The 24,369-nt window shown below is 68.0% G+C and carries 24 protein-coding genes; 17 read left to right on the forward strand and 7 right to left on the reverse strand.

Going from position 1 to position 24,369, the window contains the following annotated elements:
• From ACQPYH_RS13815 to ACQPYH_RS13840, 6 genes are all read left to right on the forward strand, one after another.
• The gene (locus tag ACQPYH_RS13815) at positions 1 to 1,305 is read left to right on the forward strand and encodes a hemolysin family protein (protein WP_130447148.1); all 1,305 of its coding nucleotides are present in this window, start codon (positions 1 to 3) and stop codon (positions 1,303 to 1,305) included.
• 26 nt (positions 1,306 to 1,331) lie between these two features.
• Positions 1,332 to 1,667 carry a cytidine deaminase gene (locus ACQPYH_RS13820; RefSeq protein WP_432890953.1) on the forward strand — a complete coding sequence of 112 codons (336 nt, stop codon included), beginning with the start codon at positions 1,332 to 1,334 and terminating at the stop codon, positions 1,665 to 1,667.
• Positions 1,651 to 2,580, forward strand: a complete 930-nt coding sequence (gene era, locus ACQPYH_RS13825) for a GTPase Era (RefSeq protein ID WP_432890955.1) — start codon at positions 1,651 to 1,653, stop codon at positions 2,578 to 2,580. The genes ACQPYH_RS13820 and era overlap by 17 nt, the downstream gene beginning before the upstream one ends.
• Complete coding sequence (locus ACQPYH_RS13830) at positions 2,580 to 3,248, forward strand: GNAT family N-acetyltransferase (RefSeq protein WP_432890958.1); 669 nt, start codon at positions 2,580 to 2,582, stop codon at positions 3,246 to 3,248. Before era ends, ACQPYH_RS13830 begins: the two co-directional genes overlap by 1 nt.
• Positions 3,245 to 3,865 carry a hypothetical protein gene (locus ACQPYH_RS13835; protein WP_432890960.1) on the forward strand — a complete coding sequence of 207 codons (621 nt, stop codon included), beginning with the start codon at positions 3,245 to 3,247 and terminating at the stop codon, positions 3,863 to 3,865. Before ACQPYH_RS13830 ends, ACQPYH_RS13835 begins: the two co-directional genes overlap by 4 nt.
• Before the next feature lie 166 nt (positions 3,866 to 4,031).
• Positions 4,032 to 4,985, forward strand: coding sequence for a hypothetical protein (locus ACQPYH_RS13840; RefSeq protein ID WP_432890963.1), 954 nt, complete (start codon positions 4,032 to 4,034; stop codon positions 4,983 to 4,985).
• A 55-nt stretch (positions 4,986 to 5,040) separates the two neighbouring features.
• Here the strand turns inward: ACQPYH_RS13840 and ACQPYH_RS13845 are convergent, their stop codons facing one another.
• Both ACQPYH_RS13845 and ACQPYH_RS13850 read right to left on the reverse strand, forming a co-directional pair.
• Positions 5,041 to 6,030, reverse strand: coding sequence for a GNAT family N-acetyltransferase (locus tag ACQPYH_RS13845; protein WP_432890966.1), 990 nt, complete (start codon positions 6,028 to 6,030; stop codon positions 5,041 to 5,043).
• A gap of 41 nt (positions 6,031 to 6,071) precedes the next feature.
• The gene (locus ACQPYH_RS13850; protein WP_432890968.1) at positions 6,072 to 7,043 is read right to left on the reverse strand and encodes an oxidoreductase; all 972 of its coding nucleotides are present in this window, start codon (positions 7,041 to 7,043) and stop codon (positions 6,072 to 6,074) included.
• Positions 7,044 to 7,128: 85 nt separating this feature from the next.
• Here ACQPYH_RS13850 and ACQPYH_RS13855 point away from each other — a divergent pair, with 85 nt between their 5' ends.
• Positions 7,129 to 8,103 (forward strand): AraC family transcriptional regulator, encoded by a 975-nt coding sequence (locus ACQPYH_RS13855; protein ID WP_432890971.1) that lies wholly within the window; start codon positions 7,129 to 7,131, stop codon positions 8,101 to 8,103.
• Here the strand turns inward: ACQPYH_RS13855 and ACQPYH_RS13860 are convergent.
• The 3 genes from ACQPYH_RS13860 to ACQPYH_RS13870 are packed head-to-tail and all read right to left on the reverse strand — an operon-like array spanning position 8,093 to position 9,681.
• A complete protein-coding gene (locus ACQPYH_RS13860; RefSeq protein ID WP_432890974.1) occupies positions 8,093 to 8,503 on the reverse strand; it encodes a PPOX class F420-dependent oxidoreductase in 411 nt (136 codons plus the stop codon). The two genes, ACQPYH_RS13855 and ACQPYH_RS13860, sit on opposite strands and share 11 nt — an antisense overlap.
• Positions 8,500 to 8,877, reverse strand: a complete 378-nt coding sequence (locus ACQPYH_RS13865; protein WP_432890976.1) for a VOC family protein — start codon at positions 8,875 to 8,877, stop codon at positions 8,500 to 8,502. The genes ACQPYH_RS13860 and ACQPYH_RS13865 overlap by 4 nt, the downstream gene beginning before the upstream one ends.
• 18 nt (positions 8,878 to 8,895) lie before the next feature.
• Positions 8,896 to 9,681: a hypothetical protein gene (locus tag ACQPYH_RS13870; RefSeq protein ID WP_432890979.1), complete on the reverse strand. Its 786-nt coding sequence runs from the start codon at positions 9,679 to 9,681 to the stop codon at positions 8,896 to 8,898.
• A gap of 114 nt (positions 9,682 to 9,795) precedes the next feature.
• Here ACQPYH_RS13870 and ACQPYH_RS13875 point away from each other — a divergent pair, with 114 nt between their 5' ends.
• Together ACQPYH_RS13875 and ACQPYH_RS13880 are read left to right on the forward strand one after the other, a co-directional pair.
• Positions 9,796 to 11,076 carry a DUF1800 domain-containing protein gene (locus ACQPYH_RS13875; protein ID WP_432890982.1) on the forward strand — a complete coding sequence of 427 codons (1,281 nt, stop codon included), beginning with the start codon at positions 9,796 to 9,798 and terminating at the stop codon, positions 11,074 to 11,076.
• A gap of 11 nt (positions 11,077 to 11,087) precedes the next feature.
• The gene (locus ACQPYH_RS13880; protein ID WP_432890984.1) at positions 11,088 to 12,338 is read left to right on the forward strand and encodes a DUF1501 domain-containing protein; all 1,251 of its coding nucleotides are present in this window, start codon (positions 11,088 to 11,090) and stop codon (positions 12,336 to 12,338) included.
• Here the strand turns inward: ACQPYH_RS13880 and ACQPYH_RS13885 are convergent.
• Entirely contained in the window at positions 12,324 to 13,610 is a 1,287-nt protein-coding gene (locus tag ACQPYH_RS13885; RefSeq protein ID WP_432890986.1) for a sensor histidine kinase, read from the reverse strand. The two genes, ACQPYH_RS13880 and ACQPYH_RS13885, sit on opposite strands and share 15 nt — an antisense overlap.
• Positions 13,607 to 14,281 (reverse strand): response regulator transcription factor, encoded by a 675-nt coding sequence (locus ACQPYH_RS13890; RefSeq protein ID WP_432890988.1) that lies wholly within the window; start codon positions 14,279 to 14,281, stop codon positions 13,607 to 13,609. The genes ACQPYH_RS13885 and ACQPYH_RS13890 overlap by 4 nt, the downstream gene beginning before the upstream one ends.
• A gap of 331 nt (positions 14,282 to 14,612) precedes the next feature.
• Here ACQPYH_RS13890 and leuA point away from each other — a divergent pair, with 331 nt between their 5' ends.
• The 8 genes from leuA to ACQPYH_RS13930 all read left to right on the forward strand — a co-directional run bounded on the left by leuA (position 14,613) and on the right by ACQPYH_RS13930 (position 24,311).
• The gene (gene leuA, locus ACQPYH_RS13895) at positions 14,613 to 16,286 is read left to right on the forward strand and encodes a 2-isopropylmalate synthase (protein WP_432894398.1); all 1,674 of its coding nucleotides are present in this window, start codon (positions 14,613 to 14,615) and stop codon (positions 16,284 to 16,286) included.
• Between the two features lie 247 nt (positions 16,287 to 16,533).
• On the forward strand, positions 16,534 to 17,628 hold the full coding sequence (locus ACQPYH_RS13900; RefSeq protein ID WP_432890991.1) for an ABC transporter permease: 1,095 nt from the start codon (positions 16,534 to 16,536) through the stop codon (positions 17,626 to 17,628).
• A 4-nt stretch (positions 17,629 to 17,632) separates the two neighbouring features.
• On the forward strand, positions 17,633 to 18,529 hold the full coding sequence (locus ACQPYH_RS13905; protein ID WP_432890993.1) for an ABC transporter permease: 897 nt from the start codon (positions 17,633 to 17,635) through the stop codon (positions 18,527 to 18,529).
• A 2-nt stretch (positions 18,530 to 18,531) separates the two neighbouring features.
• Positions 18,532 to 19,620 (forward strand): ABC transporter ATP-binding protein, encoded by a 1,089-nt coding sequence (locus ACQPYH_RS13910; protein WP_432890996.1) that lies wholly within the window; start codon positions 18,532 to 18,534, stop codon positions 19,618 to 19,620.
• Positions 19,617 to 20,681: an ABC transporter ATP-binding protein gene (locus ACQPYH_RS13915; protein WP_432890999.1), complete on the forward strand. Its 1,065-nt coding sequence runs from the start codon at positions 19,617 to 19,619 to the stop codon at positions 20,679 to 20,681. The genes ACQPYH_RS13910 and ACQPYH_RS13915 overlap by 4 nt, the downstream gene beginning before the upstream one ends.
• Positions 20,681 to 20,890, forward strand: a complete 210-nt coding sequence (locus tag ACQPYH_RS13920) for a hypothetical protein (protein ID WP_198681903.1) — start codon at positions 20,681 to 20,683, stop codon at positions 20,888 to 20,890. The genes ACQPYH_RS13915 and ACQPYH_RS13920 overlap by 1 nt, the downstream gene beginning before the upstream one ends.
• 59 nt (positions 20,891 to 20,949) lie before the next feature.
• Positions 20,950 to 22,812: an ABC transporter substrate-binding protein gene (locus tag ACQPYH_RS13925; protein WP_432891002.1), complete on the forward strand. Its 1,863-nt coding sequence runs from the start codon at positions 20,950 to 20,952 to the stop codon at positions 22,810 to 22,812.
• Between the two features lie 41 nt (positions 22,813 to 22,853).
• Positions 22,854 to 24,311: a GNAT family N-acetyltransferase gene (locus tag ACQPYH_RS13930; RefSeq protein WP_432891005.1), complete on the forward strand. Its 1,458-nt coding sequence runs from the start codon at positions 22,854 to 22,856 to the stop codon at positions 24,309 to 24,311.
• Positions 24,312 to 24,369 lie beyond the last annotated feature (58 nt).

Here is a 24,369-nt window from a genome sequence, read left to right on the forward strand (position 1 = left end):
GTGACCTCCCACGACCTCGTTCTCCTGGTTGTGGCTGCGGTGCTCGTCCTGCTCGCCGGTCTCTTCGCCGGCGCCGAGGCAGCGCTGTCGTCGTACTCGAAGGTGCGCGCGAACGAGCAGGTCGAGCTGGGCAACCTGCGGGCCGTCCGGCTGCGGGACCTGCTGTCCGACGCCCCGCGGTACCTGAACTCGCTGCTCCTGCTCCGGCTGATCTGCGAGATCACCGCGATCGTGCTCGTCACCCAGGCGCTGTCCGAAGTCCTGTCGGTGACCTGGGAGCACATCCTGATCACCGCCGTGGTGATGGTGCTGGTGTCGTACGTGATCATCGGGGTCGCGCCGCGGACGCTCGGCCGGCAGCACTCGGACCGGTTCGCGATCATCTCGGCCGGTCCGGTGATGGCGCTGACCAAGATCCTCGGACCGCTGCCGAAGTTCCTGATCCTGATCGGCAACGCGCTGACCCCGGGCAAGGGATTCGCCGAGGGGCCGTTCGCGACCGAGGCCGAGCTGCGCGCGCTGGTCGACTACGCGGAGAAGTCGGCGGTGATCGAGTCCGGCGAGCGGCAGATGATCCACTCGGTCTTCGAGCTCGGTGACACGATCGTCCGCGAGGTGATGGTGCCGCGGACCGACATGGTCTACATCGAGCGGCACAAGAAGCTCCGTCAGCTCACGTCGCTGGCGCTGCGCTCCGGCTACTCGCGGATCCCGGTGATCGGCGAGTCGCTCGACGACATCCTCGGCGTCGTCTACCTCAAGGACGTGATGCGCCGCGTCTACGACAACGCGCAGGCCGAGTCGACCGAGCGGGTCGAGTCGGTCATGCGGCCGTGCATGTACGTCCCGGACTCCAAGCCGGTCGACGAGCTGCTCCGCGAGATGCAGGCGGCCCGGATGCACCTCGCGATCGTCGTCGACGAGTACGGCGGCACGGCGGGCCTGGTGGCGATCGAGGACATCCTCGAGGAGATCGTCGGCGAGATCACCGACGAGTACGACGAGGATCCCGACTCGGTGCAGGAGCTGTCCGACGGCTCGTACCGGGTGTCGAGCCGGTTGCCGATCGACGAGCTGGGCGAGCTGTTCGGCGTACCGCTGGACGACGACGATGTGGACACGGTCGGCGGTCTGATGGCCAAGCTGCTCGGCAAGGTGCCGATCCCCGGCGCCGAGGTCGCGATCGAGGGCCTGTCGCTCACGGCGGAGCGGCCGTCCGGCCGCCGCAACCAGGTCGGTACGGTTCTGGTACGACGCGAGGAGACCACCCCCGCGCCCCAGGACCAGAACCACCAGCACGCCTAGCCCCCACCACCCCTCCTTTGGAGCTTTTGTTGTCAGACCTTTCGGCGGAGGACGCCAAACTTGTCACGCTCGCGCGCGCTGCCCGGGCCCGGACTCGGGCCGCTGAAGGGGCCGCTGTCCGCGACTCCGACGGGCGCACGTACGCCGCGTGCACGGTCGCGCTCGACACCGTCGAGCTGACCGCGCTGCAGCTCGCGGTCGCGATGGCGCTCGCGTCGGGTGTGAAGGGTCTGGAAGCCGCCGCGGTCGTCACCGACGCGGATTCCGTCGACGTCGGGGTCGTACGGCACTTCGCCGGCGCCAACGTTCCCGTAGTACATGCCAATGGCACCGGAGAGGCCCGCGATGTCGTCCACACCTGAGAACTTCAAGGCAGGGTTCGCCTGCTTCGTGGGTCGGCCCAACGCCGGCAAGTCCACGCTCACCAACGCGTTGGTGGGCCAGAAGATCGTCATCACCTCGTCGAAACCGCAGACCACGCGGCACGCCGTCCGCGGGATCGTGCACCGGCCGGATGCCCAGCTGATCCTGGTCGACACCCCCGGACTGCACAAGCCGCGCACGCTGCTCGGCGAGCGGCTGAACGACGTGGTGAAAACCACCTGGGCCGAGGTCGACGTGATCGCGGTCTGCCTGCCGGCCAGTGACAAGATCGGTCCCGGCGACCGGTTCCTGGTGAGCGAGGCGGCGAAGGTCGCGAAGACGCCGAAGGTTGCCCTGGCCACCAAGGCGGACCTGGTCGAGCCGGATCGGATGGTCGAGCACCTGGCCGAGATCGCCAAGCTGGGGGAGTCGGTCGGGATCGAGTGGGCGTCCGTGGTCCCGGTCTCGGCGACGTCCGGCTACCAGGTCGACGTGGTCGCCGACGAGTTGGTGAAGCTGCTGCCGGTCGGTTTCCCGCTCTACCCGGACGGTGACATCACCGACGAGCCGGAGGAGACGCTCGTCGCCGAGCTGATCCGCGAGGCCGCGCTGGAAGGTGTGCGGGACGAGCTGCCGCACTCGATCGCGGTCACCATCGACGAGATGAACCTGCGCGAGGACCGTCCCGAGGACAAGCCGCTGCTGGACATCTACGCGAACATCTTCCTCGAGCGGGAGAGCCAGAAGGGGATCGTGATCGGCCACAAGGGCGCCCGCCTGCGCGAGGTCGGCGCTGCGGCGCGCAAGCAGATCGAGTCTCTCCTCGGTACGCCGGTGTACCTCGACCTGCACGTCAAGATCGCCAAAAACTGGCAGACAGACGCGAAGAACCTGCGCAAACTGGGATTCTGATGAGCCTCCAGAACCCTGTGTACGCCGCCCTCACCGGCCCGCACTCCCACCTCGCCGAGATCCGCGGCAACGCCCGTCGCTATCCGTCGGCCGTCGCCCCGTTCCTCGCCCTGCCCGACGAGCCCACCGAGCAGGACTGGTCCGACGCGGCCGCACTCCTCGGCCCCGGCACGACGGGCGCGCTGATGCGGCCGGACTTCCCGGTTCCCGCGTCGCTCAAGCTCGACCGGCAGTTCGACCTGGTCCAGTTCGTCGCCCCCGAGGGCCTCGCGGCGCCCGACGACGAGGCGATCCAGCTCGGCCCGAACGACGTCGCAGAGATGCTCGCGCTCGTCGCCCTCACCGACCCCGGCCCCTTCCGCAGCCGCACCATCGAGTTGGGCACCTACCTAGGCATCCGCCGCGACGGCGACCTCATCGCCATGGCCGGCACCCGCTTCGCGCTCCCGGACTACACCGAGATCAGCGCCGTCTGCACCCACCCGTCGTACCAGGGCCAGGGCCTCGCTCGCCGCCTGATCGCAGCCGTAGCCGCCCACATCACCACCACCGATCGCACCCCGTTCCTCCACACCGGCGCCACCAACACCAACGCCATCCGCCTCTACAAATCCCTCGGCTTCACCCTCTCGAACGAAATGAAGGTAACGATCGTCGAGCCGGCATGACTGATCTCGCCCACGTTTACTGGCTCGGGGGCGGCACGGGCGGCGGCAAGTCGACAATCTCTCGCCGACTGGCCGACCGGTTCGGCCTTCGCCGGTACGACACCGATCGCGTGATGAGCGACCACACGGCGCGCAGCAGTCCCGGCGAAACGCCGTACCTGCAGCACTTCCTCGCCATGGACATGGACGAGCGCTGGGCGAACCGCTCACCGGAGGTCATGCTCGACACCTTCCATTGGTTCCGCGGCGAGGCCTTCGAGCTCATCGTCGAGGATCTGCTGAGCCTGCCGGCGGAGCGGGTCGTGGTGGAGGGTTTCCGCCTGCTGCCGGAGCTGGTCGAGCCGCTGCTGGCCGATCGACGGCAGGGCGTGTGGTTGCTGCCGACGCCGGGCTTTCAACGAGCTGCGTTCGAGCAGCGGGGGTCGCTCTGGGACATCGCCGGGCGGACGAGTGCGCCGGAGCGGGCCCTGGGCAACTTGTTGGAGCGGGACCGGATGTTCACCGAACGAGTCACCGGTCAGACGGACCGTCTCGGTCTCACCGGCCTCGTGGTCGACGTCGGCCGCACCGAAGACGAGCTGGCAGACCAGGTCGCCGAGTTGTTCGGCCTCACCTAGTTTCGCCCTCTTCGACGAGATGAAGGTCACAGTGGTTCAGGCGGTCTAGCCTGGAACTGTTGCAACAAGGTGCAATTGCGGCGCTTTCCGTCCCCTGCGCGCGTTATGCTCGCGCCCGACCTCGAGGCCCATCGAGGTCATTCATGTCCTGAGGGGGACTCCCAGTATGAAATTGCAGCGCTTCGCGCTCGCCCTGGCCGGGGTCGGTATGCTCGCCGCCACGGCCGCCGCCGGCCCGGCCACCGCCGCCGTCCGGTCCGACCCGACGCCCGCGATCGCCAACTCGGCCAAGGGCAACCTGAAGACCACGCCGAACACCAAGCTCGCCTCCGGGGGATGCCTGCAGGATGTCGGCTTCAACACCCCGACGCCGGGGATCAACGACGTCCTGGTCACGCCGGCCAAGCCCCCGCGCGGTGAGTTCTTCGGCGAGTTCAAGTTCGTCGGCACCCGCCTCAACACGACGTGGTACGGCGTGCAGACCGACACGCACTTCTACTACCACAGCCTGTTCGTGCAGGGCGGCACGCTGTACCGCGGTGTCACCTACTTCGACACCGACAACGCGCGGCCGACGTACGCGCGGATCGGCTCCGGCTGGACCAGCTTCACCCAGCTCGTGACGTCGAACTACGCCATCACCGCGCCGAACCGCTCGTACCTGTACGGGCTGAGCACCAACGGCAGCCTCTACCGCTACGCGGCGTCGGGTGCCACCTTCCGGGCGCTCGGCCACTTCGCCGGCTTCAAGGGCTTCAAGGCGATGACCGTGGTGGCGGAGAACCCGTCGTACGACACGCTGCTGATGACCACCAAGGCCGGCGCGCTGTGGACGGTCCGGATCCCGGCCGCCGCCTCGACGAAGCCGATCCTGAAGCTGGTGCGCAGCACGGGCTTCGCGGCGTACGAGTCGCTGGCCGCCCGGGGCTGCGGTGACAAGGGCGGCTCGCTGGTGACCGGTTTCGACAACGACACCGACTCGGCGTACCAGTACGCGACGAGCAAGTTCAACGGCTCGGCGACGGCTGTCACGTCCTACGGCCGGGTCACCGGCGGCACCATCCCGGGCACCGGCATCTTCCCGATCACCGGCCACTGGAACCAGCTCGTGGGCGAGTGAGCTTTCAGCAGTAGAAAGCCGGGGGCGCCGCTGGTTGCGGCGCCCCCGGTCTGTTTCAGAGCTTCTTCTGGTAGGCCAGGATCCGTGCGATGACTCTGTAGTTGAGTTGTTCGTTGATGCTGATCATGTGGTTGTTGGACTCGGCGTTCCAGGTGTCGACCTGGGTGAGAGCCGGTTCGGTGTCGCGGAGCCAGAGGAGCATGGCGGACTTCACCAGGGCCCCCAGGCGATGGCCTCGGTGGGCTCGGTCGACCGCGGTGTCGTGTTGTTCGCCGACGTGGGGACGCTCGCGCTCGACCGAGATGACGGTGTGGCCGGCAAGGGCACCGGTCGACTTCTCACGGGCGATCACGCGGTAGACGGTGTGGTCGCTCTTGGACTGCGCCTCTTCGTACGCCCGCAGTCGCGCGGGGCTGTAGACGTCGTCCTCCATGTCGAGGTCGTCCTTCGGCGCGTCGTTGATGGAGCTGGTCAGCGTGACCATGTCCTCCAGCAACTCCTCCGGCAGCGGCCCGGTCAGCTTGGTCAGTTCGTACGACGTGGACGCGGCGACCGCGTCGTCGTACAGCCGCTGGACCACGCCGTAGTCCAGCCCTGTCAGGTCCTGCCGACGGTTCACCTCGACGGCCTTCTGGACGAACCCGTGCCGCCGGGCGAACGCGTCCGCCTTCGGCAGGTCCACGCAGCCGTAGCCGATCGTGTCCCGGCCCAGCTCGCGGGTCAGGCTCTCGGCGTACTCGAACAGTGCCGACCCGACACCACGGCCACGATGATCCGGATGGACGTCGACGTCGATCCAGACCTGGTTCGTGTTGTCGTAGAGGTTGACGCCCATGGCCAGCAGTCCGATGGCGTTCCCGTCGGCGTCGCGCGCCAGGTAGGCGTACTCGGGCTCCATGTCCCACCCGTAGCGCAGCATGTTCGCATAGCTGCGCGCGGTCGGCTGCAGCATCTCCGGGCAGTCGAGCTTGGCGGCTGAGTTCTTCAGCGCAACGGCTTCGGCGCACCCGGCTTCGTCGTCGGGTAGCAGTTTCGAGATCTCCACCGCCCCAGCGTCCACCGAGCGACCCAGTTACCGCGACTGGTTTATCCGCGGTCGAGAAGTTCCTCGCTGAGCTTCCACAGCCGCCGCGCGTTCTCCGGGTCGATCGCATACGGCAGTACGCCGAACGCGCCCGGCGTCACCGCAAGCACCCCGGTGTCCGGTACGTCGGACGCATGCACCACCGCGATATCGACGTCCTCGCAGTACACCCCGCCGTACCCGTCGAGCTGCGGGCTGACCGCGCACCACACCTGCGTCGCCGCGCCCTGCTCGGCTGTCTTCAGCCCACGCGCCGGATCGATGATCGGCTCGTAGTTCTCGTCCAGGAACCCGCCCTCGCGCAACGTCTCGCGGTCCGAGTAGCGGGCCAGATGCGTGATGATGCTGCCCGGATGGACGGCGAACGCGCGGATCCCATTCGCCCGCTCCCGCTGGTCCAACTCGACGGCGAAGAGGATGTTCGCGGTCTTCGACTGCCCGTACGCCGGATACGGCGCGTACTCGCGATGCTCGTAGTTCGGGTCGTCGAAATCGACCGCGCTGTACCGATGCCCGCGCGACGACACCGCGACCACCCGCGCGCCACCGGCCTGCCGCAACGCCGGCAGCAACCGCGTCGTGAGCTGGAAATGCCCGAGATGGTTCGTCGCGAACTGCGACTCGTACCCGCGGGCGTCACGCGTCAGCGGATTCGCCATGATCCCCGCGCTGTTCACCAGGATGTGCAGCGCGCGCCCCGACGCCAGGAATCGATCCGCGAACGCATCGATGCTCGCCGGATCGAGCAGATCCAGCTCCTCCACGACAACCCCGTCGATATCCGCCAGCTCGGCGGAAGCCCGCGCCACATCGCGCGCCGGCACGATGACGTCGGCTCCCGCGGACCGGAAGGCGCGGACAGTCTCCTTGCCCAGCCCGGAGTACCCGCCGGTGACGATCGCGACCTTCCCGTGCAGCTCGACGCCGTCGAGTACGTCGTACGTCGTGGAAGCCGCGCTGAATCCTGAACCCATCGGTGTTTGCATCCTTCGACGGTAGGCCGGGATATCCGGACGCAGAATGCTTGAGAGTGCCGATAACTTGCGCGATAGTACGGAGGTGACCGATCCGCTCACCGACACCCTCGCGCTGACCGAGGCGCACTGCCACGTCTCCCGCGGCTTCGAGGCGATCGGCGAGTGGGCGCTGCACTACCCGGCGACGAACCGCCTCAAGTTCACCGCAGCCGTCGAGGGAACCTGCTGGATCGACTTCGACGACGAGCTCGCCACCGGCCGCATCGAGCTCGAGCCGGGGGATGTCGTGCTGTTCGACGGCCGGCACGAGTTCGTGAAGGGCAACTCCGACGCCGTACCGGTCGAGGATGCGGTCGCCGCGTTCGGCGCCAGCGACGGACCGATCGCCCGCTTCGGCAGCGGCGTCCTGACCGGCGAGGGCCCGCGGGTGGTCGGCGTCGGCGGCCACGTCAGCCTGAACCGCACCGGCGAAGAACTGCTGATGCGCGCCCTTCCGCCGGTCATCCATCTCCGCGTCACCGACGAGCGGTCGGCGACCTTCCACTGGCTGCTGAACCGGTTGTTGCATGAGGCAACGACTGCCGAGCTCGGTGCGAGCCTGGCTGCCGACGACGTCGCGCACCTGCTCTTCCTCGAGGCGCTGCGTGCCTGCCTCGCACAGGCCGAGGACCTCCCCGTCGGCTGGCTGCGCGCGATCGCCGACGAGCGCATCGCCCCAGCCCTGCGTCTGATGCACGACGAGCCCGGCCGGGCGTGGCAGCTCGACGAGCTCGCTCGGGCCGCCGCGATGTCGCGTACGACGTTCGCCGAGCGCTTCCGCTCCGTGGCCGGCGTGCCGCCCCTCACGTACCTGCTCAACTGGCGCATGCGCCTCGCCGAGCGAGCGCTGCGCGACGACGATCAGTCGCTGTCCGCCCTCGCGCATTCGCTCGGCTACACGTCCGACAGTGCCTTCAGCAACGCCTTCAAACGCGTCAACGGCATGGCGCCCCGGCGCTACCGCGAGGCCGCCCGGGCGGCCCGAGTGACTCCCGACCTAGACGAAGCTACGGCTTAGGCATCCCGTAGGCGTGGTCGACGGTCATCGAGAACATCAGCCGCTTGTCCGCGACCATCACCGCGCGATACTCGTCCCAGTCCGGGTGCTCGCCCGACGCGGTCCGGTAGTAGTCGACCAGGTCCTCGACAACGGCGTCGTGCGGATCGGCCGCGACCGGGCTGAGTTCGGCCTTACCTTCCAGTACGACGTACGTGCGCCCGCGCGGCCCGTCGACGTACAAGCTGGCGCGCGGGTCACGGCGCAGGTTCTTGGTCTTCGCACGACCGTCGGTCAGCGAGACCCGCACGCGGGTGCCGTCGAACACGTACGTGACGTTGGACAGCTGCGGCCGCCCGTCGCGCTTGATGGTGACCAGCACGCCGAGCCCATGCGTACCGATCCGCTCGAGGAGGGTCATTTGTTGCTCCAGGATCGCGTGCAGAGCACGAGCCGGTAGGAGTCGGGATCGACGATCGTCACACCCCAAGTGTCCCAGTACGGGTTGCGCGACGGTACGACGCGACCGCCCGCCGAGACCAGCCGTTCGACCAGGTCGTCCGGCACCGGTCCGTCGAGGTAGATCACCAGCAGATCCTCCTCGGTCGGCTGCGGCCGCACCTCCGGATCCTCGACCAGCTCCAGGTGCCATTCGGCGTCGGGCCGGCCGACCATCAGGAGATGGTGGTGCTCGTCTGCCTTCCGATACAGCACGCTCAAACCGAGACCGTCGACATAGAACCGCTCGATCGCCGCCAGGCCGGTGCTCGGCCGGGCGATCCTCATCTGAGTCATGCCGAGCACGCTAATAGCTCAAGTTTCCTTGAAGGCAAGGATGCGCGGACCACTGACCAGCAAGATGCCGGCCACGATGACGAGCAACCCTCCGATACGCGGCCGCTCCCGAAGTACAACAGCACCGAGTGCCGCGCCGACCACGACGTTCAGCGTCCGTCCGATCGCCACCGCCCCGACCGACGCGAACGACAGGGCCAGCAGAACCAGCCCATAACTGGCCGGCGTCAAGACGGCAACCGGCAGCGCTCGCCGCCAGTCCGCTAGCGCACTCCGGCGCGCCAACGGCGACAGCACAACGACCTGCGCCACATTCGCCACCGCGAGATACATCAGCAGGTCGACGTGCAGCGACGTGACGGCGTACGCATCCCAGAGCGTGTACGCCGCCGAGCAACCCGCAACCGCCAGCCCGAGCCCGACGCCACGCGACGACCGCGGCCGCTCCATCAGGAGTACGCCGACCAACACCAGCGCCGCCCCGCCATACACCTGCGGTCCGCCCAGAGTCACGACCGCCACCAGCGCCGGAGCGGACCCGCGACTCACCGAATAGACGGTCGAGAACGCGCCAGCGCCGTACGCCTTCTGCAGCGTGACGGCGTACGTCGTGTGCAGCGCCATGCTCACGAGTCCGGCCCACCAGGCAGCCGACCCGCGGGCCAGCAGCACGAGCGAGATCGGCAGCGTCAACAGACCGCACATCCACACGAAGGCAGGACCGCCGAGACCGCCCTTCTTCAGCAGCAGGTTCCACGTCGCATGACAGCCCGCGGAGGCGGTCAGCAAGCCGAGAGCGATCACGTAGACAGTGTCTACAGCACCGCCATAGACGGTGTCTACTCAGGACCTGTGGATCGGCTGAAGAAAGCCGCCGGATCCTGGTCCGGGGGCCGCGGACTGGAAACCATCGGGGACATGACCGAGATCAGCGAGCGGGCCGTCGTACGGCGGCTGAACGACCGGTTCGGGTTCGGGCCGGCGCCGGGTGACCTGGAGACCGGCGTCGAGGCGACCGTACGGCGACTGCTGGGTCCGGCGAAGGATGCGGCGGCCGCCGCGGTCCCGGCGCCGACCGGTCTGGAGCCGCCCGAGACCGTGAAGAAGAAGGATCAGGACAAGGACGCGAAGAAGGCCGCCAACAAGCAGCGGGCCGCGCAGGAGCGGAAGCTGACGATCTGGTGGCTCGACCGGATGGTGGTCAGCCGAACCGCGACCGAGCGGCTGACCTGGTTCTGGCACGGGCATTTCGCGACCAGCAACCAGAAGGTTCGCAACGCGGCCTGGATGCTGGCGCAGAACCAGACCCAGCGCACCGTCGCCCTCGGCCGGTTCGGCGACCTGGCCCAGGCGATGATCGTCGACACCGCGATGATCCGCTGGCTCGACGGCCAGAAGAACCGCAAGGGTTCACCGAACGAGAACCTGGCCCGCGAGTTCATGGAGCTGTTCACGCTCGGCATCGGCCACTACCAGGAGGCCGACGTCGCCCAAGGCGCCCGCAGTCTGACCGGTTGGGTGTTGCGCAAGGACGCTGCGGCCTTCGAGCGGAAGCGGTTCGACACCGGCAGTAAGACAGTGCTCGGCAAGACCGGCGACTTCGACGCGAAGGGGTTCGCGCGGCTCGCGCTCGCCCAACCCGCGTCGGCCGGGTTCGTGATCGGACGGCTGTGGTTCCGGCTGGTGTCGGCGACGCCGCCCGATGCGGCAACAGTCGCGCGGCTGACAACGGCGTACGGCGTGAACCGTGACGTGAAGTCGTTGCTGACGGCAATGGTTGCCGAGGCGGCGTTCAAGGACCCGGCGTCGAGTCTGGTGAAGGAGCCGGTGGAGTGGGCGGTCGGGTTGATGCGGGCGCTGCGACTCCGGCCGAGCAAGCTCGAGGAGAAGGAGCAGACCAAGCTGCTCGCCGGCCTGCGCGGCATGGGCCAGTTGCCGTACCGCCCGCCCAGCGTCGGCGGTTGGCCGGCCGGATCGAGCTGGCTGACGACCTCGGCCGGTGTCACCCGGCTCCAACTCGCGCAACAGCTGGCGAAGAAGGCCGACCTGTCCGCAGTCAAGGACGCCAACGCCGTCGCCGCCCTGCTCGGCGTCGACGGCTGGTCCGAGCGGACCAAGACCGCGCTGGCCGGCCTGAAAGACGCAGCGCAACTGACAGCAGTCGCAGCCTGTGCACCCGAGTACGTCGTGAGTGGATGAGTGGAGGACCGATGAACATCGTGACGAGAAGGCGGTTCCTGGCGCTCAGCGGGGTGACGGCGGCCGGGGCGCTGGCCGCTGGAGCGACCCAGGTGAACTGGTCCGACCTGATGGCCGCGGCCGTCGACGATCCGTTGCCGAGCGACCAGTCGGTCCTCGTCGTCATCACTTTGTACGGCGGGAACGACGGGCTGAACACGGTCGTGCCGGCGGCGGACCCGGCGTACCAGAAGGCGCGGCCGGATCTGGCCTACCAGCCGAACGAGGTGCTCGACCTCGGCGACGGGCTCGGGCTGAACCCGGGGATGAAGGGCCTCAAGGGCTTGTGGGACGACAAGCGGCTCGCGATCGTGCGCGGCGTCGGGTACCCGGACCCGGATCGCAGCCACTTCCGGTCGATGGCGATCTGGCAGACGGCATCGCCCAAGTCGCCGATCCCGACCGGCTGGCTCGGCCGCTGGCTCGACGCCACCGGCAGCGACCCGCTGCGTGCGGTCTCCGTCGAACCGACCCTGCCGCCACTCCTGGCCGGCGAGACCACGGCCGCTGCCTCGCTCCCGTTGCGCGGGCTGTCCTTGCCAGGCGGCGCATTAGGTACGGCGTACGCCGCGCTGGGCAAGCCGAGTCCGGGTGAGGGCCACTGGCAGGCGCGGGCGGCCAAGTCCGTGCTGGACCTGCAGAACGCGACGCAGGTGCTGGGCAAGGCGGTCAAGAGCGGACACGACCAGGAGGACGATGACGACGAGGAGCGCACCAAGGGTGCATCCGCGGGCGGTACGTCGCAGCTCGGCGCGCAGCTCGAACTGATCGCCGGCCTGATCGAGGCCGGCGTGCCGACTCGGGCGTACTCCGCTTCGCTCGGCGGATTCGACACGCACGCGGATGAGCGCGGCACACAGCAGCGACTGCTGACCGAGCTCGACGGCGCGCTGACGCCGTTCGTCCAGCGGCTGCAGAAGACGGACCGTGGGAAGAACGCCGTCGTGCTGGTGTACTCCGAGTTCGGCCGCCGGGTTCAGGCCAATGGAAGCGACGGCACCGACCACGGGACCGCCGGCCCGGTCTTCGTGCTCGGCGAGAAGGTTGCCGGTGGCTTCTATGGCAACCAGCCGAGCCTGACCGACCTGTCCAACGGCGACCTCAAAGCCGGCACGGATTTCCGCGATGTCTACGCCACGATGGTGCAGCACGTCCTCGGCGAAGACCCGGGCAAGATCCTCGCCGACCACACCACGACCATCGACGGGCTACTGCGGGTGTGACAGCCGCAGGCAGAAAGCCGCGCCGGACTTTCCGTCGGCGCGGTCTCCGACAGTGAGGTCGCCGCCGTGAGCTCGGGCGACACCGCGAGCGATGGCCAGACCAAGACCCGCGCCCTTGCTGTGCGGGCCATGGACGAGGCGCTCGAAGATCCGCTCGCGAGCTTCCGGCGGTACTCCGGGACCGTCGTCCTCCACGAGTACGCCGGACGCGTCGACGGTGAGGCGGATCGTCTGGGCGCCCGCCTGCCGGGCGTTGTCGACGAGGTTGGCGAGGACCTGGGCCAGCCGCTCCGGGTCGGCGGAGACGATGGCCGAGCCGTCGACCTCGACCTCCAGATCGGGTGCGACCAGCCGGAGGCGAGCGGCCTGCGATTCGGCGAGGTGGTGGAGGTCGACCTGCGTGAGATGCAGCTGCAGGCCGGCGTCGATTCGACTCAGCTCCAGCAGGTCGGAGACCAATGTGCCGGCGCGGCGAGACTCCCGCACCAGCAGGAGTTCGAGCTGTCCGCGCTGGGTAGCCCGCGGGCCGAGCTGGATCAACGTTTCGGCGGCCGTCTGGAGACCGGCGATCGGAGTACGCAGTTCGTGCGCGGCGTCCGCGACGAACTCACGCATCCGATCTTCCGAACGTCGCGCAGCGCCCTCGGCGCCCTCGAGCGCATCGAGCATCTCGTCGAACGCGGCCGCCGTACGCCCGAGCTCCGTGTCCGCGCGCTCCGGCTGCAACCGCCCGCCTCGCCGACCGGCGGCGATCGATCGCGCCAACCCGGTCATCGCATCGAGTGGAGCCAGTGCGAACCGCATCCCGATCACCAGCGCCAGCGCGGTGATGAGGATGGCCAAAGCGCCGGAGATCAACAGCACCGTTCGAAGTCGTGCGCTCGCGTCGGCGAGCAGGCTGGTGTCGGCGGACAGCATCAGCGTCGCGCCCTTCGTCTGCTGTCCGGCCTGCAGCGTCGCCTTCACCTGCCGCACGGTCCCGCCGGCGTCGATCGGCGGTGCGCCCACCTGTCGCCCGTTCCGCAGGATCAGCGTGACCCGCACGCCGTCGGCATCGACCCGTCGTACCAAGTTGCCTGGAGCAACATTCTGGCGGGCGAGTTGCTGAGCGAGCTGGGCGCGACCGGTGAGCAGCGAGTCGAGGCTGCGCTCGGCCTGCGCGTCGAACACCGCCTTCACCGTCAGCCCGGTGATCGGCAGCACGACCAGCAGTACGGCGATCGCCGTCGCCGTCACCCGAACGCGCAGCGATCCGGTCCGCAGTCCTCTCATGGCCCCTCACACGCACGGAGCACGTACCCGGACCCACGGACGGTGTGCAGCAGCCGCGGACCGTGCGCCTCGAGCTTGCGTCGCAGCCCGCTCACGTACACCTCGACCAGGTTGTCCGCGTAGTCGTCGTACCCCCAGACCGCGGTCAGCAGCTGCGTCTTGCCGACCACTTTCCCGTCGCGCCCGGCCAGGAACGTGAGCAGCTTGAACTCGGTCGCGGTCAGCTCGATCGGCGTCCCGCCCCGGCGTACCGATCGCGCCTCGACATCCACCTCGAGATCGCCGACCTCGAGAACCGTTCGCAGTCGTCCCATCCGCCGCAGGACCGCCTCGACCCGCGCGATCAGCTCGGCCAGGACGAACGGCTTGACCACATAGTCGTCCGCGCCGGTCCGCAACCCGTGCAGCCGATCGCCGACGGCGTCACGCGCGGTCAGCAGGATCACCCCGGCATTCGACGTCTCCCGCGTGACCGTGAGCAGCTCGAATCCGTCCCGGCCGGGCAGCATCACATCGAGCAGCACCAGGTCCGGCCGGTACTCCGCGAGGTCCCGCTCGAGCCCCTCGCCGTCCGGGCGGGTGAGCACGGTGTGGCCGGCTTCGGTCAGCGCGATGCCGACGGCGGTCCGGATCGGCTCCGCGTCCTCCACCACCAGCACCCGCGCAGTCATCGGGCCATCCTCGCACCGTCGCACGACCGGCGACCGAACCCCGGATGCAATCCTCAGCACATCCTCAGCGAGCACGACGTCACTCTGAGTGTCTCGTCCGTCGAGACCCCCGGTTCGACGGGCCGGGGGAGTTGTGCATAGAGTGGTTGCCATCATGCGGCACCAGCTTCTCCTCCTTCGCTGCCGCGGCGAGGCCTGTTAAGGCCGGTTCCCTCGCCGCGGAGTTCTGTCGTTCGCCGGTCGTCCTAGCGACCCCGCAGTAGACAGCTTCTCGAGGAGAACCCCCGTGGCACCGAAGAACCAGCCCAAGCCCGTCCAGCAGCCGTCCGGTATGCCGACCCATCGCTACCGTGCGTTCCCGCCGATCGACCTGCCCGACCGCACCTGGCCGGCCAAGTCCGTCGACCGTACGCCGCGCTGGCTGTCCACCGACCTCCGCGACGGCAACCAGGCCCTGGTCGAGCCGATGTCGCCGGCCCGCAAGCGGCGGATGTTCGACCTGCTGGTGAAGATGGGCTACAAGGAGATCGAGGTCGGCTTCCCGAGCGCCAGCCAGTACGACTTCGACTTCGTCCGCAGCCTGATCGAGTCCGACGCGATCCCGGACGACGTGACGATCTCGGTGCTGACCCAGGCGCGCGAGGAGCTGATCGAGCGGACCGTGCAGTCGCTGCAGGGCTCGCCGAAGGCCACGATCCACCTGTACAACGCGACCGCGCCGCTGTTCCGCCGGGTCGTCTTCAACGTCGACAAGGCCGAGTGCCGCACCATCGCCGTCCGCGGCACCGAGACCGTGATGAAGTACGCCGACGAGATGCTCGGCGACTGCGAGTTCGGGTACCAGTACAGCCCGGAGATCTTCACCGGCACCGAGCTGGAGTTCGCGCTCGAGGTGTGCGAGGCGGTCAGCGACGTCTGGCAGCCCGCCGAGGGCCGCGAGATCATCCTGAACCTGCCGGCCACCGTCGAGATGTGCACCCCGAACGTGTACGCCGACCAGATCGAGTGGTTCGGCCGGCACCTGACCCGGCGCGAGCACAGCGCGATCAGCCTGCACCCGCACAACGACCGCGGTACGGCGGTGGCCGCGACCGAGCTCGCGCTGATGGCCGGCGCCGACCGGGTCGAGGGCTGCCTGTTCGGGCACGGCGAGCGCACCGGCAACGTCGACCTGGTCACGCTGGGGATGAACCTGTTCAGCCAGGGCATCGACCCGCAGATCGAGTTCTCCGACATCGACGAGATCCGCCGTACGGTCGAGTACTGCACGCAGATGCGCGTTCCCGAGCGCCAGCCGTACTCCGGCGACCTGGTCTACACCGCTTTCTCCGGCTCGCACCAGGACGCGATCAAGAAGGGCCTGGAGGCGCTGGACAAGCAGGCCGCGGCCGAGGGCAAGCCGGTCGGCGACATCGCCTGGGAGGCGCCGTACCTGCCGATCGACCCGAAGGACGTCGGCCGCAGCTACGAGGCCGTGATCCGGGTCAACTCGCAGTCCGGCAAGGGCGGCGTCGCGTACATGATGAAGTCCGAGCATCGGCTCGACCTGCCGCGCCGGCTGCAGATCGAGTTCAGCCGGGTGATCCAGCAGCACACCGACAACGAGGGCGGCGAGGTCGGCCCGCAGCAGATGTGGGACATCTTCGCGGCCGAGTACCTCGCACCGGGCAAGCTGTCGCTGCTGAGCGTCAACTCGACGTCCGGCGAGGGCCAGGGCGACCAGCTCCGGGTTCAGGTCTATTCCAATGGCGTGCCCCACGAGTTGGTTGGCGAGGGCAACGGCCCGGTCTCGGCCTTCGTCGACGCGATCAAGCCGCTGAAGTACGACGTACGGGTGCTGGATTATCACGAGCACGCGCTGTCCGCGGGCGGTGACGCGCTCGCCGCGGCGTACGTCGAGTGCGAGGTCGGCGAGGACGTTTTCTGGGGTGTCGGGCGGGACGCGAACATTCTCACTGCTTCGCTGAAGGCAGTTGTCTCGGCTGTCAACCGCGCCACGCGCTGACTGCGTCACATTCCTCCGGCGAATCGCCCGTCTCTGTTTCAGGGGCGGGCGATTCCAGTACGCCCGGGTACCGTTGCGTCACTGACCGCAACGTTGTCTCAACGTTGCCTCAAGACGTTGACTCGATGACCGGGGTTGCGCACACTGTCGTCACTATGCGCAGATCCTTGCAAGACAGCGTTACTAAGTCGTGCTGTTGAGTGGTCTGCGCCACCGACTTTCCCTGGCAGTCGCGTGGAGGTGAGCAGTGAGCGGTGCGGTCGAGACACCCGCGTCGGAGCTGATCGAAGGACCGGTTGTCGAACCGAGACCCTCGGCCGCTCGGCGGTTCTTCAACGCCTGGCTTGTCCGAAGACTTTTCAAGGCCGTCTTGACCGTCTTCATCGTCACTACCGGTACGTTCTTCCTGGTCCGGCTGCTGCCGGGTAACCCGGTCGACACCTACATCCAGACCCAGATCGCGCAGACCGGCATCTCGTACGAGGCTGCCGCCGCGCAGGCGAAGAACCTCTTCTCCCTGGACCCGAACGCGCCGCTGATCCAGCAGTACGCGACGTACATGCTGAACCTGCTGAAAGGCGACTTCGGCAACTCGGCGCTCTCGCCGGGCACGACCGTTGCCTCGGTCATCAAGACCTACCTGCCGTGGACGCTGTTCTCGGTCGGCGTGGCTACGGTGCTCGCGTTCGTCATCGGCATCGCGGCCGGCATGATCATGGCCTATCGCCGCGAGACCTGGGTCGACCATACGCTCACCTCGATCGGCGCGTTCCTGCACGCGATCCCGAACTACATCCTGGCGATCCTGATCGTCGTCTTCCTCGGGGTGAAACTGCAATGGTTCAACCTGACCGAGGCGCGCGGGTCGTACACACCAGGCGTGCATCCGTCGTTCAGCCTGGCCTTCCTGAACGACATCTTTTACCACGCGGCGCTGCCGATCCTGGCCTACACGCTGACCACGGTCGGCTCCTGGGCGCTGGTGATGAAGTCGTCGACCGTGGAGACGCTCGGTGAGGACTACGTGACCGTCGCCCGGGCCCGCGGCCTGTCCGACTCGCGGATCAGGAACGGGTACGTCGGCCGCAACGCCGTCCTGCCGCTGTTCAGCGCGCTCGCGGTCTCGCTCGGATTCGTGGTCGGCGGATCGATCTTCGTGGAGAAGATCTTCGGCTATCAGGGCATCGGATTCAGCCTCTTCAACGCGGTCAACGGCCGCGACTACGCCGTGCTGCAGGGGATCTTCCTGGTCATCACGATCTCGGTGGTGGCGGCCAACCTGCTCGCCGACATTCTCTACAGCCGGCTGGATCCGCGGATCCGCGTCCAGGGCAAGGGGTGACGAGATGACTGAAGCAACGATCCCGGTCACCGCGATCGGAACCACCGGCGTCTCCCGCTTCGCCGGCATCCTCAAGTCGCTGCGGCGCAGTCCGGCCGGCTTCATCGGCTTCGTGCTGGTAGCCCTGCTGGTGCTGATCAGTGCGATCGGGCCGTTCTTCACCCCCGAGGTGGCGCCGAACATCAAGGAGATCCTGCTCCCCGCGGGGACGCCCGGGCATCTGCTGGGCACCGACAACGAGGGCAAGGATGTCCTGATCCAGATGATCAGCGGCGGCCGGACGGTGATCTTCGTCGGCTTCGTCGCCGCGGCGATCTCCACCACGATCGCCATCGTGCTCGGCTCACTGGCGGCCTACCTCGGCGGCTGGGTCGACTCGGTCGTCGTCACCGCGGCCGACGTGTTCCTCACCGTCCCGCAGATCGTCCTGCTCGCGGTCCTCGGCGCGTTCTTCAAGCTCGACTCGCCGGTCCTGCTGGCGCTGCTGGTCGGCGGTCTGTCCTGGCCGGTGCTGACCCGGGCCGTCCGGGCCCAGGTGTTCTCGCTGAAGGAACGTGAGTTCGTCGAAGCCGCCAGGCTGCTCGATCTCGGCACGCCGCGGGTGGTGTTCGTCGAGATCCTGCCGAACATGGCCAGCTTCATCCTGATGAACTTCATGATCGGCGTGACCAACGCGATCTACCAGCTGGTCGGCCTCTACCTGCTCGGTCTGGCGCCGTTGACCGGATCGAACTGGGGCATCATGCTCAACCGCGCCTGGATCGCCGGCGCGATCTTCAACGACAACAGCCTGGCCTGGATCCTCAGCCCGATTGTCGCGATCATCCTGCTGCTGCTCGGATTGGTGATGATGACGAGATCCCTCGAAGAGATCCTCAACCCGCGTCTCCGGGACCGGTGACGATGGTGACGACAAGTACGTCGGGAGCCACCCGCGCGGCGCGTGGCGGCGAGGGCAAGCCCCTGCTGTCGATCCGCGACTTCAAGGTCGAGTACCGCACCGGCTCCGGCGCGACGGTGCAGGCCGTCCGCGGCGTAGACCTCGACCTGTACCCGGGCGAGAGCCTCGCCCTGGTGGGGGAGAGCGGCTGCGGCAAGACGACCTTCGGGCTCGGGCTGCTCCGGCTGCTGCCGCGGCTCGGTCACGCCAGCGGCAAGGTGATCTTCAACCGCGGCGACGGTACCGAGATCGACATCCTGGGCCTGGACGGGCGCGACCTGCGGCAGTTCCGCTGGCGGGACGCGGCGATGGTGTTCCAGGGCGCGATGAACGCCTTCAACCCGGTGCTGAAGATCCGCGCGCACATGCACGACACGATGCGCGCGCACACCAAGGCGACGCGTCAGGAGATCGAGGACCGCGCCGGTGAGCTGCTCCGGCTGGTGCGGCTGGAGCCGGAGCGGGTGATGGACTGCTACCCGCACGAGCTGTCCGGCGGTATGCGGCAGCGCGTGCTGATCGCGATGAGCCTGCTGCTCGAGCCCGAGGTCCTGATCCTGGACGAGCCGACCACGGCGCTCGACATCCTCACCCAGCGGTCGATCGTCGACGTCCTGCACGAGGTGCGGGAGCGGCTCGGCTTCTCGATGATCTTCATCTCGCACGACCTGTCGCTGGCCGCCGAGCTCGCCGACCGGGTCGCCACCATGTACGCCGGACGCCTGGTCGAGACCGGCGGCGTACGGGATCTGTTCTACCGCCCGCGGCACCCGTACACGCTCGGGCTGATCAAGGCCGTGCCGCCGATCGTCGGCGATCTGCCCGACCTGGAGTCGATCCCGGGCGGTCCGCCGAGCCTGGCCGCGCTGCCGAAGGGCTGCACCTTCAACCCGCGGTGCAAGTTCGCCACGGACGAGTGCAGAGAGGCCGAACCGGACCTGCTCGCGGTGACCGACGAGCCGGGTAGCGCGCACGAGGTCGCCTGCATCCACTGGAAGGACGTGCACCTCGACCGCGAGGCGCCCAGTCAAGACTTGGGGACCGCGTCATGAGCGCGCTGGAGAAGACACCGGAGACCCCTGAGACCTCAGCGGACAGCCGTGCGCCGTTGATGACGCTGGCCGGCGTCAGCCAGGTGTTCGACACCAAGGCCGGTCCGATCCGCGCGGTCGACAACATCGATCTGTCGGTCAACCCCGGCGAGGTGCTCTGCCTGGTCGGGGAGAGCGGCTCGGGCAAGACCACCGCGGCCCGGATGGCGGCGGGTCTGGCCCGGCCGACCGACGGCAAGGTCGAGTTCGCCGGCAACGACATCTGGTCGATGAACCGGCGCGACTTCGGCACCTTCCGGCGCAGCGTGCAGTACGTCCACCAGGACCCGTACGCCTCGCTGAACCCGACCCGGACGATCCTGCAGACGATCACCGCGCCGCTGCTCAAGCACGGCGTGGTGAAGGGATCCAAGGCCGCGGCCGACAAAGCGGCCGAGCTGCTCACCAAGGTCGACCTGACCCCGCCGGAGAACTACCTGCCGAAGTTCCCGCATCAGCTGTCCGGCGGACAGCGCCAGCGGGTCGCGGTCGCGCGGGCGCTGACGCTGGACCCGAAGCTGATCATCGCGGACGAGTCGACCTCGATGCTCGACGTGTCGATCCGGATCAGCGTGCTGGCGATGCTCGGCCGGCTGCGCGACGACCTCGGCGTCGGGTTCTTGTTCATCACCCACGACCTCGCGATCGCGAAGTACTTCGGCTGGCACGGCAAGACCGCGGTGATGTATCTCGGCCGGATCGTCGAGTTCGGTCCGACGCCGAAGATCATCAACGCGCCGACGCATCCGTACACCCGGGCGCTGATCGACGCGATCCCCGAGCCGGATCCGGATCTGACCAAGACCAAGGGCCGGGAATCCCTGCGCAGCCTGGAGATCCCGAGCCTGGCTCACCTGCCGAGCGGATGCTCGTTCCACCCGCGCTGCCCGCTGTTCGAGGACGGGCTGTGCGACGGAGCGGTCCCCGAGCTGATCGAGATCCGTTCCGGTCAGTCCGCGGCCTGCCACGTGGTGGCCCGCGACGGCGCCGGGGAGGTCCGGCCCGATGAGCCGGTGGCCTGATGTCACCGCAGATCGGCCGGGCGGCGCTCGGCTGGGCGGCGTTCCTGGTACTGGCCAGCGGAGCTTTGCTGCTCACGCTGTCGCCCGGTACTCCGGAGTTCGTCGTCACCCTGTTCACCTTGTGTTTGGGCCTGCTACTGGGCCTGATCGTCGTCGTCGGGGTCGTCTGGACCCGGCGGCGGGAAAAACGCGAGGGCGGTTCGCAGTAACTCAAACCAGTAGTGCCTGACGCACACAGTCGTGCGATCAGATCAGAAAGGACGAAGGAATGAGTCCCACCGGCACCAACGATTCCGGCACCAACTCCCCGGGGGCCAGCCCCCGGACCAACGCGATGTCGCGCCGGCATGTGCTCCAGCTGTTCGGCATCGCCGGTGTCGGCGTGGCCGGCATCGGGTCGCTGGAGGCCTGCTCGCCGAGTACCCCGAACAGCAACAGCGGGGACAGCAGCAAGAACGCCAACAAGGAGTTCCACGGCGCGTACCCGTACCAGCTGCCGCCGAAGGGTCACTTCAACCTGGCCGCCGGTGTCACGGACGGCATCCAGCAGCAGAGCCCGTACCTCGACCTCGTCTACCCCAGCGGCGGCCTGTACTACTGGGCCGACAAGAAGTGGGAATGGATGATGGCCGAGTCCGGCACGCTGGACGCGGCAAGCAGCACCTACACGATGAAGCTGCGCTCCGGGCTGACCTGGAGCGACGGCAAGCCGGTCACCGCCAAGGACGTCGTGTCGACGTTCAACCTGCACTGGCTGATGCGCCAGCAGTCGTGGACGTTCCTGTCCGACGTCACCGCCAAGGACGACACCACGGTGACCTTCACCATCGGTACGCCGTCCACCGTGCTCGAGCGGTACATCCTCCGCGCGCCGATCATGCCCGACTCGGTGTACGGCGAGTGGGCCACCAAGGCCGAGACGATGCGCAAGGCCAAGACCAGCCTGGACAGCGCCGAGGGCAAGCAGCTCAACGGCGACTTCCAGAAGTTCCGTCCGGAGAACCCGGTCGTGTCGGGTCCGTTCAACTTCGACGCGAAGAACATGACCAACGCGCAGATGAACCTGGTCAAGAACGACAAGGGCCTGTTCGCCGACAAGATCGGCTTCAGCAAGGTTCTCCTGTACAACGGTGAGACCTCCGACATCACCCCCGTCGTCCTGAACAAGGACGTCGACTACGCGACCCACGGCTTCGCGGTCGCGACCGAGAAGACGCTGCAGTCCAGCGGCTTCCGGATCCTCCGGCCGCCGGTGTACTCCGGCCCGGCGCTGGTGTTCAACTACACCGCGCACCCGGAGCTGTCCGACCCGAAGGTACGCCAGGCGATCGCGTACGTCCTCGACCGCGCCGAGAACGGCACGGTCGCGCTCGGCGACTCCGGCAAGCCCTGCAAGTACATGGCCGGCTTCTCCGACATCGCCGTGCCGGACTGGATCTCCGACGCGGACCAGAAGAAGCTGAACGCCTACGAGAAGGACCTCGCCAAGGCCACCAGCCTGCTGCAGTCGGCGGGCTGGAAGCAGACCGGCGGCAAGTGGATGCTGCCGAGCGGCAAGCCGGCGGCGTACGACATCAAGTTCCCGACCGAGTTCGCCGACTGGAACCCGGCCGCCACCAACGCGGCCGACCAGCTGAACAAGTTCGGGTTCAACATCACCAAGCGGGGTATCACCTTCACCCAGCTGAACCCCGACGTCCTGGCCGGCAAGTTCGACTTCGCGATCCAGACCTGGGGCGCGTCGAACCACCCGCACCCGTACTTCGCCTTCGTCCAGAACCTGTACACGTTCAACTACGTGACGGCGGCGAACTCGGGCGGCAAGGGGATGAACTTCCCGCTGAAGCAGACCACCTCGGCCGGTCCGATCGACCTGCAGTCCGTGGTGGACAAGTCCGCACAGGGCCTGAACCTCGACGAGCAGAAGAAGAACGTCACCGCCGCGGCGATGGCCTTCAACGAACTGCTGCCGATCATCCCGCTCTGGGAGCGCTACGGTAACAACCCGGCGCTCGAGGGCACCCGGGTGGCGAAGTTCCCGGCCGACGACGACCCGATCCTGAAGAACGCGCCGTACGCGGACAACTTCGTGATCATGTACATGTACCAGGGCAAGGTCGCGCCGGTCTAAACGGTTGGCAACTGACCTCGTTGTCTGATTGGGTCGGCCGGGTGATCTTCGTTCGCGAGATCGACCCGGCCGACCTGGCCTTGTTCGACGAGTGGTACGACGCCTTCCGGGCCGGCGCGGTCGCCGGCCGGAAGGCTGCGCTGGTGGCAGGGCGTGAGACGCTCGGCTACTCGCTGCGCAACCCCAGCCCGCTGAAGCAGCGGATCGCGGTGGCTGCGTTCGAGGACGACCGGGTGCTCGGCGGCATGCTGTTCGAGTACCGGCGGACCGACAACCTCGACACGGTCGAGGTCGAGATCGACGTGCCGGCGGAGCACCGGCGGCGCGGGATCGGTACTGCGCTGTGGCAGTGGGCCGTCACGCGCTCGGCCCAGCTCGGGCGGACCATTGTCCAGACGGAGCTCGGCGTCCCGTGTGAGCCCTGGGCGGGTGCCGCGTTCGCGGAGCGGCTCGGCTTCGAGGTGGAGCACGTCGAGGAGCATCTCGTCGTACCGCTGCCGTACGACGACCTGCGGCTCGACGAGCTGCGCGAGTCGGCGGGGCGGCTGAACGGTTACCAGCTGACCTCTTGGGCGGGCGTGTGCCCGCCGGAGCATCAGCAGGCGTACGCCGATCTGCACACCGCGATGGACCTGGACGTGCCGACCGGTGGCATGACCCGCGAGCTTGTCCCGTGGACGGTCGACAAGCTCGAGGCGAGCGAGGCGCGGATCGACCGCAACTACCTTGCGCTCGTGACGATGGCGCACACTCTTGACGGCAAGCCGGCGGGGTACACGTTGCTCTACCTGCCGCGCGCCGACGCCGAGCACGCCCAGCAGGACGACACGCTCGTACTGCGGGAGCACCGCGGCCACAACCTCGGCACCCACTTGAAGCTGGCGAACCTCGAGCAACTGGCGAAGCACCGTACGACGCAACGCTTCCTGCACACCTGGACCGCGCTGTCGAACGCCCCGATGCGCAAGGTCAACGCCCGGTTCGGCTTCCGCGCGGTCGAGGAGCACCGCGAGCTGGAGCTGCGCCTGCCGAGCCTGCGCCCGGCGGCTCGTGCGGTCATTGTGGATGAGGACGAGCGCATCCTGCTGGTTCGCTTCGAGTTCGACGACGGCCCGTTGTGGGCGACGCCCGGCGGCGGTCTCGAGCCTGGCGAGACTGTGTTGGAAGGACTGCGCCGTGAGCTCGTGGAGGAGGTGGGCCTGCGCGACTTCGCCGATCCGGTGCACCTGTGGCATCAGGAAGTCGTTGCCGAGGGCCACGCCACCGGGTACGACGGCGTGCTCAACGACTACTTCCTGATCCGCACGGAGGCGTTCGACCCGGCCGGGACTCTCAGCGCTGCCGAGCTGCGCGCTGAGAACGTCCACGCGATGAAGTGGTGGACCCTCGCCGAATTGAACGCTCACGAGGGTCGCTTCGCCCCGCGTGACCTGCCGACCCTGATCGACCGCCTCCTGTCGGCCGGCCCGCCGACCACGCCGACGCAATTGGGTCTGTGAGAAACCTGTTCGAACCCCGTGAGAACAGGGGATGCGGGCAACAAAACGGCCTAGCTTC

The sequence above is a fragment of the Kribbella sp. CA-245084 genome (assembly GCF_050942355.1).
In the GTDB taxonomy this organism is placed as follows: Bacteria; Actinomycetota; Actinomycetes; order Propionibacteriales; family Kribbellaceae; genus Kribbella.

Coding starts and splice junctions, on each gene's coding strand:
- era (WP_432890955.1), top strand. CDS start 1,651: ATGTCGTCCACACCTGAGAACTTCAAGGCAGGGTTCGCCTGCTTCGTG.
- ACQPYH_RS13830 (WP_432890958.1), top strand. CDS start 2,580: ATGAGCCTCCAGAACCCTGTGTACGCCGCCCTCACCGGCCCGCACTCC.
- ACQPYH_RS13835 (WP_432890960.1), top strand. CDS start 3,245: ATGACTGATCTCGCCCACGTTTACTGGCTCGGGGGCGGCACGGGCGGC.
- ACQPYH_RS13840 (WP_432890963.1), top strand. CDS start 4,032: ATGAAATTGCAGCGCTTCGCGCTCGCCCTGGCCGGGGTCGGTATGCTC.
- ACQPYH_RS13850 (WP_432890968.1), bottom strand. CDS start 7,043: ATGGGTTCAGGATTCAGCGCGGCTTCCACGACGTACGACGTACTCGAC.
- ACQPYH_RS13860 (WP_432890974.1), bottom strand. CDS start 8,503: ATGACCCTCCTCGAGCGGATCGGTACGCATGGGCTCGGCGTGCTGGTC.
- ACQPYH_RS13865 (WP_432890976.1), bottom strand. CDS start 8,877: ATGACTCAGATGAGGATCGCCCGGCCGAGCACCGGCCTGGCGGCGATC.
- ACQPYH_RS13875 (WP_432890982.1), top strand. CDS start 9,796: ATGACCGAGATCAGCGAGCGGGCCGTCGTACGGCGGCTGAACGACCGG.
- ACQPYH_RS13880 (WP_432890984.1), top strand. CDS start 11,088: ATGAACATCGTGACGAGAAGGCGGTTCCTGGCGCTCAGCGGGGTGACG.
- ACQPYH_RS13885 (WP_432890986.1), bottom strand. CDS start 13,610: ATGAGAGGACTGCGGACCGGATCGCTGCGCGTTCGGGTGACGGCGACG.
- ACQPYH_RS13890 (WP_432890988.1), bottom strand. CDS start 14,281: ATGACTGCGCGGGTGCTGGTGGTGGAGGACGCGGAGCCGATCCGGACC.
- leuA (WP_432894398.1), top strand. CDS start 14,613: ATGCCGACCCATCGCTACCGTGCGTTCCCGCCGATCGACCTGCCCGAC.
- ACQPYH_RS13905 (WP_432890993.1), top strand. CDS start 17,633: ATGACTGAAGCAACGATCCCGGTCACCGCGATCGGAACCACCGGCGTC.
- ACQPYH_RS13910 (WP_432890996.1), top strand. CDS start 18,532: ATGGTGACGACAAGTACGTCGGGAGCCACCCGCGCGGCGCGTGGCGGC.
- ACQPYH_RS13915 (WP_432890999.1), top strand. CDS start 19,617: ATGAGCGCGCTGGAGAAGACACCGGAGACCCCTGAGACCTCAGCGGAC.
- ACQPYH_RS13920 (WP_198681903.1), top strand. CDS start 20,681: ATGTCACCGCAGATCGGCCGGGCGGCGCTCGGCTGGGCGGCGTTCCTG.
- ACQPYH_RS13925 (WP_432891002.1), top strand. CDS start 20,950: ATGAGTCCCACCGGCACCAACGATTCCGGCACCAACTCCCCGGGGGCC.